The organism is Telluria sp. AC161 (assembly GCF_979258535.1).
This window is the reverse complement of sequence record NZ_OZ409861.1, coordinates 2473063-2486962: the sequence shown is the minus strand read 5'-3', so window position 1 is coordinate 2486962 and position 13900 is coordinate 2473063. Positions and strand designations below refer to the sequence as shown.

Annotated in this window: 10 protein-coding genes; 8 read left to right on the top strand and 2 right to left on the bottom strand. The window is 66.8% G+C overall.

Annotated features, from left to right (window positions below; translation table 11 throughout):
• Nucleotides 1-3: 3 nt before the first annotated feature.
• The gene (locus ACZ0AJ_RS11070) at nucleotides 4-1317 is read left to right on the top strand and encodes an MFS transporter (RefSeq protein WP_499454508.1); all 1314 of its coding nucleotides are present in this window, start codon (nucleotides 4-6) and stop codon (nucleotides 1315-1317) included.
• A 12-nt stretch (nucleotides 1318-1329) separates the two neighbouring features.
• On the top strand, nucleotides 1330-2469 hold the full coding sequence (locus ACZ0AJ_RS11065) for a glycerate kinase (RefSeq protein WP_499454507.1): 1140 nt from the start codon (nucleotides 1330-1332) through the stop codon (nucleotides 2467-2469).
• Between the two features lie 274 nt (nucleotides 2470-2743).
• On the opposite strand, the gene ACZ0AJ_RS11060 is transcribed toward ACZ0AJ_RS11065, so the two are convergent.
• Nucleotides 2744-3673: a LysR family transcriptional regulator gene (locus ACZ0AJ_RS11060; protein ID WP_332530844.1), complete on the bottom strand. Its 930-nt coding sequence runs from the start codon at nucleotides 3671-3673 to the stop codon at nucleotides 2744-2746.
• A gap of 179 nt (nucleotides 3674-3852) precedes the next feature.
• Here ACZ0AJ_RS11060 and ACZ0AJ_RS11055 point away from each other — a divergent pair, with 179 nt between their 5' ends.
• From ACZ0AJ_RS11055 to ACZ0AJ_RS11040, 4 genes are read left to right on the top strand one after another with little or no spacing between them, the layout of a single operon-like run.
• The gene (locus ACZ0AJ_RS11055; RefSeq protein ID WP_499454505.1) at nucleotides 3853-4650 is read left to right on the top strand and encodes an HpcH/HpaI aldolase/citrate lyase family protein; all 798 of its coding nucleotides are present in this window, start codon (nucleotides 3853-3855) and stop codon (nucleotides 4648-4650) included.
• Nucleotides 4651-4676: 26 nt separating this feature from the next.
• Entirely contained in the window at nucleotides 4677-5519 is an 843-nt protein-coding gene (locus ACZ0AJ_RS11050; protein ID WP_499454503.1) for an HTD2 family dehydratase, read from the top strand.
• A 28-nt stretch (nucleotides 5520-5547) separates the two neighbouring features.
• Entirely contained in the window at nucleotides 5548-6705 is a 1158-nt protein-coding gene (locus ACZ0AJ_RS11045; RefSeq protein WP_499454502.1) for an acyl-CoA dehydrogenase family protein, read from the top strand.
• Between the two features lie 30 nt (nucleotides 6706-6735).
• The gene (locus ACZ0AJ_RS11040; RefSeq protein WP_499456776.1) at nucleotides 6736-7914 is read left to right on the top strand and encodes a CaiB/BaiF CoA transferase family protein; all 1179 of its coding nucleotides are present in this window, start codon (nucleotides 6736-6738) and stop codon (nucleotides 7912-7914) included.
• 64 nt (nucleotides 7915-7978) lie between these two features.
• On the opposite strand, the gene ACZ0AJ_RS11035 is transcribed toward ACZ0AJ_RS11040, so the two are convergent.
• The gene (locus tag ACZ0AJ_RS11035) at nucleotides 7979-8962 is read right to left on the bottom strand and encodes a tripartite tricarboxylate transporter substrate-binding protein (RefSeq protein WP_258834697.1); all 984 of its coding nucleotides are present in this window, start codon (nucleotides 8960-8962) and stop codon (nucleotides 7979-7981) included.
• Nucleotides 8963-9215: 253 nt separating this feature from the next.
• On the opposite strand from ACZ0AJ_RS11035, the gene ACZ0AJ_RS11030 reads away from it, so the two are divergent.
• Together ACZ0AJ_RS11030 and ACZ0AJ_RS11025 are read left to right on the top strand one after the other, a co-directional pair.
• On the top strand, nucleotides 9216-11333 hold the full coding sequence (locus tag ACZ0AJ_RS11030; RefSeq protein WP_499454501.1) for a TonB-dependent siderophore receptor: 2118 nt from the start codon (nucleotides 9216-9218) through the stop codon (nucleotides 11331-11333).
• Nucleotides 11330-13900: a PepSY domain-containing protein gene (locus ACZ0AJ_RS11025; protein WP_499454499.1), complete on the top strand. Its 2571-nt coding sequence runs from the start codon at nucleotides 11330-11332 to the stop codon at nucleotides 13898-13900. Before ACZ0AJ_RS11030 ends, ACZ0AJ_RS11025 begins: the two co-directional genes overlap by 4 nt.

Sequence of the window (13900 nt, the reverse complement as noted above, 5' to 3'; positions counted from 1 at the left end):
AGCATGAGTACCATTGCCAGCACCCCCGGCGCGAGCTTGCTCGACGGCGCCTACCGCAAGGCCACATGGCGCCTGATCCCCTTCATCTTCGTCTGCTACTTCTTCAATTACCTGGATCGCGTCAACGTCGGTTTCGCCAAGCTCGAGATGCTCGACGCGCTGCAACTGAGCGAAACCGTGTATGGCCTGGGCGCTGGCATCTTCTTCATCGGCTACGTGACCTTCGGCGTGCCGAGTAACCTCATCCTGCACAAGCTCGGCGCGCGGCGCTGGATCGCGGTGATGATGATGACCTGGGGCGCGCTGTCGGCCTGCATGCTGTTCGTGAGCACCCCGGTCGAATTCTATGTGCTGCGCTTCTTCACCGGTGTGGCCGAAGCGGGCTTTTTCCCGGGCATGGTCCTGTACTTCACCAAGTGGTTCCCGGCGCACAAGCGCGGCCAGGTGATGGCGCTGTTCATGTCGGCCATTCCTGTCTCGGGCCTGATCGGTGGCCCGCTGTCGGGCTGGATGCTGAGTCACTTCTCGGCCGGCCAGGGCGGCATGGATGGCTGGCAGTGGCTGTTCCTGCTGCAGGGGATTCCGACCGTGCTGCTGGGTGTCGCGGTGCTGTTCTACCTGAACGACAGCCTGGCGCAGGCGCCTTGGCTGACGGCCGAGGAAAAAACGGCGATGCAGACGGCGCTCGACGAGGACGAAGCGCAGCGCTCGAGCGGCACGCATGCGGTGCACTCGTTCGGCGCCGTGCTGCGCGACTGGCATGTGTGGATGCTCGGCTTTATCTACTTCAGCATCCAGATGGGCGTGTATGCGATCAACTTCTGGCTGCCGTCGATCATCAAGTCGTTGGGCTTCGAAAGCGCCACGACGGTCGGCTGGCTCAGCGCGATTCCCTACCTGTTCGCCGGTGTCTTCATGGTGCTGGTGGGCCGCTCGGCCGACCGCCGGCGCGAACGCCGCTGGCACCTGTCGGCGCCACTGCTGATGGCGCTGGTGGGTCTGCTGCTGGCCGCGAACTTCTCGGATAACGTGGTGCTGGTGATGATCGGCCTGAGTCTGGCGACGATGGGCGCGCTGACCGGCTTGCCGATGTTCTGGCCGCTGCCGGCAGCGTTCCTGGGCAGCGCGGCCGCCGCCGCCGGCCTGGCGCTGATCAATTCGATGGGCCAGATTGCCGGTTTCCTCAGCCCGTTCCTGGTGGGCTGGATCAAGGACGCCACCGGCAGCACGGACATGGCGTTGTACATCCTGTCGACCGTGCTGTTCATCGGCGCGATGCTGGTGCTCGTGGTGCCAGCGCGCCTCGTCAATCGTTGATCGGAGCGCAGCATGCACATCGTGATCGCACCCGATTCATTCAAGGAAAGCCTGTCGGCGCTGGAAGCAGCCAGCGCCATCGAGGCGGGTTTCCGCGAGATCTTCCCTGACGCCAGCTACGTCAAGATTCCCGTCGCCGATGGTGGCGAAGGCACCGTCGAGGCGATGATTGCCGCGACGGCCGGCCGCCGCGTCGACCTGCGCGCCACCGGTCCGCTGGGAACGCCCGTCGATGCCTTCTACGGCCTGACGGGCGGCGACGTCATCGCCGTGATCGAGATGGCCGCCGCCAGCGGCCTGGAACTGGTCCCGCCGGCCGCGCGCGATCCGCTGAACGCGACCAGCCGTGGCACGGGCGAGTTGATCCTCGCCGCGCTCGACGCCGGCGCGCGCCGCTTCATCCTCGGCGTGGGCGGCAGCGCCACCAACGACGGCGGCGCCGGGATGCTGCAAGCACTGGGCGTGCGGCTGCTCGATGCGCAGGATGCACCACTGGCACCGGGTGGCGCAGCGCTGGCCAACCTCGCGCGCATCGACATCACGCAGCTCGACGCTCGCGTGCTGGAGTCGGTATTCGAGGTGGCGTGCGACGTCAGCAACCCGCTGGTTGGTGTGAATGGCGCCTCAGCCATCTTCGGCCCGCAAAAGGGCGCCACGCCGGCGATGGTCGCCCAGCTCGACGCCAACCTGCGCCACTACGCCGCCGTCATCGCGCGCGACCTGGGCCAGGACGTGGCCGACGTCCCGGGCGCCGGCGCCGGTGGTGGCATCGCCGCCGCGATGCTGGTCTTCCTCAAGGGTCGCCTACGGCCGGGCAGCGAAATCGTCGCCGACGCCGTCGGACTGGATGCCGCCGTCGCGCTGGCCGACCTGGTCATCACGGGCGAAGGCCGCATCGACAGCCAGACCGTCAACGGAAAAACCCCGATTGGCGTGGCCCGCGTCGCCGCGCGCCACGGCAAACCGGTGATCGCCATCGGCGGTTGCCTGGGCCACGACGCCAGCGCCCTCCACGCCCACGGCATCGACGCCACCTTCAGCACGATCATGAAAGCCGGCACAGTCGCCGAAGCCCTCGCCAACGCCGAATTCAACCTTCGCACCACCGCCCGCAACGTCGCCGCCACACTCAAACTCGGCCAATCCCTCTAACCCCACCTAATGAGGGTCAGAGTCGAATTATTGAGCAATTGATCCGATTTCTCCGCAATGAGGGTCGGAGTCGAATTATTGGGCAATTGCTCGGCCCCGCCAACAAGTAGGGTCAGAGTCGATTTATTGGGCAATTCCCAAAAGTTGTCAAACAATTCGACTCTGACCCTAATTGTTTCTTTGACTGTCGGGGCTGCTTAATAATTAGGGTCAGAGTCGAATTATTGTGCAATTGCTTTGGCAGCTAGCCAGCCAGTGGCTGCTGCTGGTGCGGTTAGCGGCCGATCCAGGCGGCGCCGGGCCAGGCGCCGCTCAGGACCATTTCTTTCATCAGGCCGACCAGTTCCGGGGCGGCTGCCACGCTGACGGGTGAAGCGCGGCGGGTGGCGGCGCGTGCCAGGACGATGCGGCGTGACAGGTCGGGGGTGCCGACCGGGGCGCCGGACAGCGTGCCGTCGCGCAGTTCGTCGAGGATCGCGGAGCTGGGCAGGATGCTGTAGCCGAAGCCTTTGTTGACCAGCGATTTTTGCAGGTCGAGCGCGTTGGTTTCGGCTACCACGTCGACGCTGATGCCGGCCACTGCCAGCGCGTGCTCGATGATGCTGCGCAGGCCATGCGGGGCGTTTGGCAGGATCATCGGGCGGTCGCGCAACTGTTTCAACGGAAACGGCGTCGACGCATCGATCTCGCCCGGTGGGCCGATCACGTACAGGCGCTCGTCGAGCAGCGCTTCGACCTGCAAGCCATTCGAGGCGCGCGTGTCGTACAGCAGCGCCAGTTCCACTTCACCGGCTTCCAGCCACTGCACGACATTGCCTGCATAACCGACATTGATGCCGACCGTGACCGCAGGGTGCTTCGCGCGCACACGCGCCACCAGCTCGGTTGCCAGCAGATTGCTGGTGCTGGCCAGCAGGCCAATCATGAGCCGGCCCGAGATCGCATTGGCGGCCGGGCCGATTTCCGCACGCGCCTTGTCCAGTTCACGCAGCGCGCGCCGGCCGTATTCAGCCAGCGTGCGGCCGGCGTCGGTCAGCACCATGCCGTGGCGCTCGCGCTCAAACAGCAGGGCGCCGCATTCTTCTTCGAGCATCCGGATATGGCGCGACACCGCCGGTTGCACCAGGTGCAGCAGTTCCGCCGCCTTGGTGGCGCTGCCCGTTTCGGCGATGGCGATGAGCGTGCGGATCTGCTTGATGTCCATGGTCGTCCTTCAAGTGGTCGTGCCATCAACATAAGCTATTCCTCGGCTGCCTGCAATACCAGGGCGTGATCCCTGCCAGCCATGCGCTCACGTGATCGTGGAATCACGTTTTTCTATTTCCGAGTCACCTGGATTCAAATTTATGATGGGTCTCGATCCCCCCACGCGACTGGTTCGTCATGCCTGCCATCCCCCGTTCTTACCTGTTCGTCCCTGGCAACCGCCCCGAGCGTTTTGTCCGCGCGTTGGATAGCGGCGCAGACGCCGTGATCGTCGACCTGGAAGATGCTGTCCCGCCCGCAGACAAGGACGCCGCGCGCATGCAGGTGGCAGCGATGCTTGACCCATCCATGCCAGTCGTCGTGCGCATCAACGCCGAAGACACCCCCTGGTTCGAGGATGACCTGGCCCTGTGCCGTCACGCGGGCGTGGCCGCCATCATGCTGCCGAAGGCGGAATCGGTCGACAACCTGCGGCGCGTTGCGCAGCTTGGCCTGCCCGTGCTGCCGCTGATCGAAACCGCCTGCGGCATGGCGGCCGTCGATGCGCTGGCGCGTGTGAAAGGCGTTGCGCGCCTGGCATTCGGCTCGATCGATTTCCAGTTTGACCTGGGCATCGAGGGGGATGACGAGGAGTTGCTGCACTTCCGCTCGATGCTGGTGCTGGCCTCGCGCGTGGCCGGCCTGGCGCCCCCCATAGACGGCGTGAGCGTGGCGCTGGACGACGACGCCCAGCTGCACGCGGACACCCTGCGCGCCCGCCGCTTCGGCTTCGGCGCCAAGCTGTGCATCCATCCGCGCCAGGTGGCGCCCGTCAATGCAGGCTTCCGGCCCACGGATGCCGAGCTGGCATGGGCCACGCGCGTACTGGCCGCAGCGCGCGAGGCCAACGGCGCCGCCGTCGCCGTGGACGGCAAGATGGTCGACCGCCCCGTGATCCTCCGGGCCCAGCGCATCGTCGACGAAGCATCCGACTAGAACAAGACAACGACAGGAGACACCCCATGGACAATCTGACCGCCTGGCAGGGCCGTACCGAAGAAGGGCTGGACGCCATCACCGCGGCGCCGCTCGCGGCGATGGCCGCGCTGCTCGATCGCGATGACCCGGCCCCGCACCCCGGCAGCGCCGTGCCGCCGCTATGGCACTGGCTGTACTTCTTGCCCGTGCACCGGCAGTCTCAACTCGGCCCGGACGGCCACGCACTGCGCGGGGGCTTCCTGCCGCCAGTCGATCTGCCGCGCCGCATGTGGGCTGGCGGACGCCTGCGCTTTTTGGCGCCGCTGCAGGTCGGCGACCAGGCGCGGCGCGTGTCGACCATCGCCGACATCACGAGCAAGGAAGGCCGCAGCGGCAAGCTGGTGTTCGTGCTGGTGCGTCACGTCATAGAAGGTGCGGCCGGCGTGGCGATCGAGGAAGAACACGACATCGTCTATCGCGCCAATCCACTGCCGGGCGATCCGGTGCCGGTCCCGGTGATGGCCGACCTTGACCACGACTGGATCCGCGACATCACGCCCGACCCGGTGCTGCTGTTTCGCTACTCGGCGCTGACCTTCAACGGCCACCGCATCCATTACGACCAGCCCTACGTGACGCAGGTCGAAGGCTATCCCGGCCTGATCGTGCATGGCCCGCTGATCGCGAGCCTGCTGCTCGACCTCGTGCGGCGCGAACGGCCGGCCGCCGCCGTCACCGCGTTTTCGTTCCGCGCCGTGCAGCCGCTGTTCGACATCCACCGCTTCAGCGTCTGCGGTCGCGTCGAGCCGGACGGCCACACGATCACGCTGTGGGCCAAGACCCACGATGGCCAGCTGGCCATGCGCGCCGAAGCGCTGCTGGCGTAATCCAACCATATAGATACCAGGAGACCGCATGCACACCGACCACGATTTTGAAGACATCCGCGACGCGCTGCGCGCCCTGTGCGCCGAATTTCCGGCCGAGTACTTCCGCAAGGTCGACGACGAGCGGGGCTACCCCGAAGCTTTCGTTACCGCGCTGACGCAAGCGGGTTGGCTCGCTGCGCTGATCCCGCAGGAATATGGCGGCTCGGGCCTGGGCCTGACGGAAGCGTCGGTCATCATGGAAGAGATCAACCGCTCGGGTGGCAACGCCGGCGCCTGCCACGGCCAGATGTACAATATGGGCACGCTGCTGCGCCACGGCTCCGAGGCGCAGAAGCGCCACTACCTGCCGCGCATCGCCAGCGGCGAACTGCGCCTGCAATCGATGGCCGTGACCGAGCCCACCACCGGCACCGACACCACCAAGATCAAGACGACGGCCGTGCGCAAGGGCGACCGCTACGTGATCAACGGGCAGAAGGTGTGGATCTCGCGCGTGCAGCATTCCGACCTGATGATCCTGCTGGCGCGCACCACGCCCCTTGCCGAGGTCACGAAGAAATCCGAGGGCATGTCGATCTTCCTGGTCGATATCAAGGACGCCATCCAGCAGGGCATGGTCGTGCAGCCGATCCAGAACATGGTCAATCACGAGACCAATGAGCTGTTCTTCGAAAACCTGGAAATCCCGGCCGAGAATCTGATCGGCGAAGAAGGCAAGGGCTTCAAGTACATCCTCGATGGCCTGAACGCCGAGCGCACGCTGATCGCCGCCGAATGCATCGGCGACGGCTACTGGTTCATCGACAAGATCAGCAAGTACGTCAACGAGCGCGTCGTGTTCGGGCGCCCCATCGGCCAGAACCAGGGCGTGCAATTTCCGATTGCGCGCGCGTACATCAACGTCGAAGCGGCGAACCTGATGCGCTTTAAAGCCTGCGCGCTGTTCGATGCGCACAAACCATGCGGCGCCGAGGCCAATATGGCCAAGATGCTGGCCGCTGAAGCCTCGTGGGAAGCGGCCAACGCCTGCCTGCAGTTCCACGGCGGCTTCGGTTTCGCGTCCGAATACGACGTCGAGCGCAAGTTCCGCGAAACGCGCCTGTACCAGGTGGCGCCGATCTCGACGAACCTGATCCTGTCATACGTCGCCGAGCATGTGCTTGGCCTGCCACGCTCGTTCTGAGGAGGCACGCTCATGACACCCATGAAACCCCTGCGACCTCTCGACGGCATCACCGTCGTCACGCTCGAACACGCGATCGCGGCGCCGTTCTGCACGCGCCAGCTGGCCGACCTGGGCGCGCGCGTCATCAAGGTCGAGCGACCCGGCAGCGGCGACTTCGCGCGCGGCTACGATGAACGCGTCAATGGCCTGGCCTCGCACTTCGTCTGGACCAATCGCTCGAAGGAAAGCCTCACGCTCGACGTCAAGCACGAACAGGCCGACGCCGTGCTGGCCGGCCTGCTGGCAGAAGCCGACGTGCTGGTGCAGAATCTCGCACCCGGCGCGGCCGAGCGCCTTGGCTTGTCCTATGAAGCGCTGAAAGAACGCCATCCACGCCTGATCGTCTGCGACATCTCCGGCTACGGCAGCGACGGTCCGTACCGCGACCGCAAGGCCTACGACCTGCTGATCCAGAGCGAATCGGGCTTCCTGTCGATCACCGGTACGCCGGACGAACCGTCGAAGGCAGGCTGCTCGATTGCCGATATTGCGGCCGGTATGTACGCATACACGAACATCCTGGCCGCGCTGCTGCAGCGCGGGCGCACGGGCGAGGGCTGCCGCATCGACGTGTCGATGTTGGAGAGCATGGCCGAGTGGATGAGTTATCCGCTGTATTACGCGTACGACGGCGCGCCACCGCCGCCGCGCACGGGCGCCTCGCACGCGACCATCTTCCCGTACGGGCCGTTCCTGGCCGGCGACGGCAAGTCGGTCATGCTGGGCATCCAGAACGAACGTGAGTGGGCGGCCTTCTGCGCCATCGTGCTGGAGGCGCCCGACCTGGCGACCGATCCGCGCTTCAACGCCAACGCACGCCGCGTCGCAGCGCGCGATGAACTGGCGGCGCTGATCGTGGCGGCGTTTTCGACGTTGACGGCGCAGCAGGTGCGCGAGCGGCTGGAGCTGGCGCACATCGCCAATGCCCAGGTCAACGACATGCACGAAGTCTGGGACCATCCGCAACTGAAGGCGCGCGGGCGCTGGACCGACGTCGACACCGCCAACGGTCGCGTGCCCGCCATGCTGCCGCCCGGGTTGCCGCACAACGTCACGCCGCGCATGGACCCGGTGCCGGCGCTCGGCCAGCATACGGATGCGATCCTGGCGGAGCTGGGCTACGACGCGGCGGCCATCGCGGCCATGCACGCGCAGGGCGCCGTCTAGCGAGCAGCGATAAAAAAAGCCCGCGCCGCCGTGATGGCTGCGCGGGCTTTTTGTGTGGTACCTATCAGTCGGCGAACGCGCCGTTCTTCTTGTAGATCGGGCCCCACTTGTCGATCTCGGCCTTCAGGTGCGTGCGCAAGCCTTCCGGCGTGGCCTTTGCATCCGACACCGGCTCGGCGCCCAGTTCGGCAAAGCGCGCCTTCACGTTCGGGTCATTGAGCGCCTCGCGCAGCGCCGTGCCAATGCGCGCCACCACCGCTGGCGGCGTGCCTTTCGGCGCGTACATGCCGTGCCACACATACATCTCGAAACCGGCCATGCCCTGCTCGGCCAGCGTTGGCAGGGCCGGCAGCGACGGAATGCGGGTCTTCGTCGTTGCGCCGTACACCTTGACGCGATTGGTGCGGATGTAGGACGTGGTCTGCGTCGTCTGGTCGCACAGCAGGTCGATCTGGCCACCCAGCATATCGCTCAACGCGGGCGCCGTGCCCTTGTAGGGAACGGTCGTCAGCGGCACGCCGATCGCGCTCAGGAACAGCATGCCGCACTGGTGCGACACGGCGCCCAGGCCCGCGTGGCCCATTGTCATCGCGTCCTTCTTCGACTTGATCATCGCAATCAGCTCGGGCAGCGTATTGGCCGCCAGGTCCTTGCGCGCCATGAGCACCATTGGCACGTCGGCCACCTGGCCGATGTACTCGAAGTCGGTCATGGGGTTGAAGGCGAGCTTGCGGTACAGCGTCGTGCTGGTGGCCATGCCGTTATGGTGCAGCAGCAGCGTGTAGCCATCTGGCGTGGCGCGCGCGATGCGGCCGGCGGCCAGCGTGCCGCCCGCGCCGAGGGCGTTTTCCACGATGATCGATTGCTTGAGCGACTTCGCCATGCTCTGCCCGAGGATCCGGGCCACGACGTCGGTGGGCCCGCCGGCCGAGAACGGGACGACGAGGGTGATGGTTTTTTCCGGATAGTCGGCGGCAAGCGCGGTGCTTGACGCGAGCAAGGCGATTGCGGTGGTCAGTACCCTGCGTGTGATTGCGTGTGTCGGCATGCGTGTCTCCTGTTATAGGCTTTTTTGCTCGAAGCTGCCCCGCGCGTGGCGTTTGATGCAGTCAAGTCATCATAGAATTGAATGACATGCACATGTAAATAGCGTTTTCTGATGCCTCCATCAAAAATGGCGATAGGTACGACCAATGCTCGGTGTGCATCTGCAGCAAGTCCAGGGATACCTGCAGCCGTCATTGAAAATGATTCTCATTCACGATAGAATCTCGGTTTGCTCCTCATCACTGCTTCTTCTCATGTCCTCGTCCCTTTCCCTGCGTCCGTCGCGTCTCGTTCTTGCCCTGTCCCTGGTGTTTCCTCAGGCGTTTCCAGCGGCAGCGATGGCGCAGGATGCCGATGGTGGCGCCATGCCGGCAGTGCGCGTGACGGCGGTGAAGGCGCAGGGCTTCATGCCCAACACGGTGGAAGCCGGGAGCTTTCGCGGCAGCGACGTGATGGACGTGCCGTCGACCGTCAACGTCATCACGCGCGACGTGCTCGACCTGCAGGGCGCAGCCGGTCTGTATGACGCAGTGCGCAATACGGCCGGCGTGACGCGCCAGCAGAACGGTGGCGACACGTGGGACCAGTTGGTCATCCGTGGCATCGCTGTCGAAAACCGCACCAACTACCGCCTCAATGGCTCGCTGCCGCTCATGAACTTCGGCCAGGTGTCGATGGAGAACAAGGAGCGCGTCGAGGTGCTCAAGGGCGCGACCGCGCTGTATTACGGCTTCACGTCGCCGGCCGGCGTCGTCAACTTCGTCACCAAGCGCGCCGGCAGCACGCCGCTGACGAACGTCGGCGCCCAGGCCGACAGCAACGGGACGGTCGTCGCCACGCTCGACGCTGCGCGCCGCTATGGTGTTGATGACGCATTCGGCGTGCGCATCAACGCAGCCGGTGGCACGCTCGGCTCGCACCTCGATGGCGTCGGCAACGGCAACCGCGGCTTCGTCTCCGGCGCGTTCGACTGGCGCGTCAATGCGCGTGTGCGCCTGCGGGCTGACCTGGAATACGACAAGCGTCGCGTGACCGAGCAGGCCGGGATCAACCTGCCGCCGACCGTGGGCGGCGTGATCACGCTGCCGCGCGCGGTCGATCCGCGCCGTCTCGTCGGCCCCGACTGGGCCAGGTTCGAAACGCATGCACGCAATGCACAGCTGCGCGCAGACATCGCGCTGAACGACGCCTGGGCACTGACGCTTGAAGCGGGCCACGCCGAAACGAAGCGCGATCGCTCGCTGCCGATCTTCCGCTTCAATAATGCGGCGAGCGTCGCGACCGGGGCAGGGCGCATCACCGGCAATCTGCAGCATGCCGACGTCGATTCGCGCATGCTGCGCGCCGAACTGGCGGGCCAGTTGCGCACGGGCTCCCTGACGCATGAAGTCACGCTCGGCGCGAGCGATACCGACAAGGGCCAGGCCCCGATCTATCAGGCGAACTACACGATCCCCGCGCAGAACCTGTATGCGCCGCTGCCGGTGACGAATTTCTCGGTCGGTGCGCGGCCGGCGACGCCCACGACCGCAGCCCTCGACTCGCGCGACCAGGGTCTGTACCTGGTCGATCGCATCAGCCTGGGCAGCTGGCAATTCATCGGTGGCGTGCGCCGCGTCGACTACCGCAGCACGCAGGGCGTGAACGATTACGACGCGAGCGAGACAACGCCGATGGCGGCGGTCGTCTACCGCTTGCGCGACGATCTCTCCGTGTATGCGTCGGCGGCAGAAGGCCTGGAAGAGGGCGAGGCCGCACCGGCCGGCACTGCGAATGAGGGCACGCGCTTGGCGCCTGGCGTGAGCAAGCAACGCGAAGTCGGCGCGCGCTGGCGTACGACCGGCGGCCTGTTGACGCAGGCGGCGCTGTTTGAAATCGAGCGCCCCGGTTACTACACCAACAGCGCCAATGTCTTCACTGCTGACGGCGAGCAGCGGTATCGCGGCCTGGAGCTGTCGTCGCAGGGCCGCATTCTGCGCAGTGTGGCTTGGCAGGCGTCGGCCCAGTGGCTCGATCCGGCTTTCCGCAATATCAACGCGGCGTATGACGGCAAGCCGCCCGAGAACGCGGCGCGCCGCACCGCCAGCACCTTCGTGGCCTGGGACCTCGATGCGGTGCCCGGCCTGGCGCTGACGGGCGGCGCGTACTACACGGGCCGGCGGCCAGTGAATGACCTGAACCAGGCCTGGCTGGGTGGCACGACGCTGCTCAGCGTGGGCGCCCGCTACATCGGCCAGTTCGCGGGAAAACGCACCACGTGGCAGCTCAATGTCGACAATGCCGCCGACAAGCGGTACTGGGCCGGCGCCGGCACGCGCCTGAGCGCCGGCTTGCCACGGCTGATCAAGCTGTCGATGAAGGTCGCGCTGTGAGCCGCTGGCGCCTGCCGTCGCTGCGCGCGGTCTGGTTCCAGCTGCACTGGTTCGTCGGCATCACGGCCGGCACGCTGCTGGCTGTCATCGGGCTGACCGGCGCCATCATGGCATTCGAGGACGAACTGCTGGACGTGCTCAATCCGGGCGTCATGACGGTCGACGCCGAAGCACGTCCGCGCCTGAAGCCCGCACAGCTGCTGCAGGCCGCGCAGCGCGTACGCCCAGGTGAGCGCGTGGTGAGCATCGTGCTGGAAGCGGATCCGCGCAGCACGGCGCTGGTGCGCTTTGCCGCGCCGCCGGGCGAGCGGCGCGGTCCGGACGTGCGGGTCCACCCGTACAGCGGCGCCGTGTTGCCGGCGCTTCGTTTCGAGGCCGCGTTCAACTGGGTCGAGGAGCTGCATCGCTGGCTGCTGCTGCCGCGCGCGCCGGGCCGCCTCGTGCTGGGCATCCTGGCACTGTCCCTCGTGGGGCTCGCGCTCAGCGGCCTGTATCTGCGCTGGCCGCGCAAACCCGCCAACTTGCGCACCTGGCTTACCTTCAATACCAGCCTGCGTGGCCGCTCGTTCCTGTGGGCGCTGCATGCGATTGCCGGCACCTGGGCGCTGGTGGCTTACCTGATCGTGGGTGGCACCGGCATTTACTGGAGCTTTGACGTCGTGCGCGACACGGTGCAGGGCTGGGCCGGCAACGAGCGCCGCGCCGCAGCCGAGACGATGTCGAAGCCACGCGAACGCAAGCGCGCAGCAACGCCGGATGGCTTGGCCGCACTCGATCCGGCCTGGAACACCTTCCTTGCGCATGCCCCGAACTGGGCCAGCGCGACGATCCGCCTGCCGGAACGCGGCAGCGGCGCCTACCAGCTGACGTGGATTGCGCAGGACGGCCCGCACGAGCGCGCCCGCAACCGCATGTCGCTGCGCGCCAGCGACGGCGCACTGCTCAAGAACGAACCCTACGGCGCGCAAACCGTCGGCCAGCGCGCCTTGACCACGATCCGGCCGCTGCACACGGGCAGCTATTTCGGCCTGCCGGGGCGGGTCATCATGATGCTCGCCAGCCTGGCCTTGCCCGGCTTTGCCATCACCGGCTGGCTGCTGTACCTGGGTCGTCGCCGCCAGCAGCGCGCACTGGCGCGCGAACGGGCGCTCGCCATGACGAGCGAACCCACCACGCCAGGCGCCGGCGCACCGATCCTGCTGGCGTTTGCAAGCCAGGGCGGCCAGGCCGAACGGATCGCGCTGCACAGCGCCGCCGCGCTGCGCGCCGGTGGCCGCGCGGTCGACCTGCGTGCGGTGTCTGCGCTCCGTCCGGGCGAACTGGCCGGTTACGACCACGCGCTGTTCGTGGCGGCGACCTTTGGCGACGGCGAGGCACCCGACGCGGCGCGCCGCTTCACGCGCGAGCTGCATGCAGGGCCACTGACGCTGGCTGGCTGCAAGTACGCGGTGCTGGCGCTGGGCGACCGCAATTACGCGCGCTACTGCGGCTATGGCATTGCGCTTGACGAGCGCCTCGGGGCGCTGGGCGCCACGGCGCTGTTCCCACGGATCGACGTCGATCAGGGCGACGCCGCGGCGCTGGGCCGCTGGATGCATGCGCTGGGCACACTGGGTGCGGCAGCCGGCACGCTGCCCGCCGCTGCCAATGACGCGGCACCGATGACCGACTGGCGGCTTGTCGCCCGTACCCACTTGAATCCCGGCAGCCTGGGCGCGCCGCTGTATGAAATCGTGCTGCAGACGACGGCAGATCAGCAGTGGCAAGCCGGCGACCTGCTTGACGTCGCCGCGTGCCACACGGCGGCGACCGTCGATGCCTGGCTGGCGGCCAGTCACCTGGATGGCGCGGCGCGTGTGACCTGGCAGGGCGAACCCCAGACGCTGCGCGACGCGCTGGCCTGGAGTGAGCTGCCCGGTGCCGGGCATGCGTTCGCATCGACCCAGGAATGCGCCGACGCACTCAAACCGCTGGCACCGCGCCGTTATTCGATTGCCGGCATCCCGCAGGATGGCGCACTGACGCTGCTCGTGCGCCAGCAGCGCCACGAGCAGGGCATGGGCCTGGCATCCGGCTGGCTGACTGCGCATCTCGCCGTCGGCGCGATGGTCCGCGCACGGCTGGCGACGAACCCGGGCTTCCACGGACCGCATGATGCGCGGCCCTGCATCTATATTGGTAATGGCTCGGGCATGGCCGGCCTGCGCGCGCACCTGCGCAGCCGCGTGCTGGCCAGGCAGCACCGCAACTGGCTGCTGTTCGGCGAACGCCAGCGCGCCTTCGACAGCTTGTGCGCGGGCGAAATCGCCGCGTGGCGCACCGCCGGCGCACTGCCGGAATGCGATCTGGTGTTTTCGCGCGACGACGCGCCCGAGTATGTTCAGGACCGCCTGCGCGCACGTGCCGATACGCTGCGCGACTGGGTCGAACGCGATGCGGTCATCCATGTCTGCGGCAGCCTGCAGGGCATGGCGGGGGAAGTCGATGCAGCGCTCGCGGCGATTCTGGGCAAGGCCGGGCGCGACCGCCTGATCGATGCGGGCCGTTACCGGCGCGACGTGTACTGA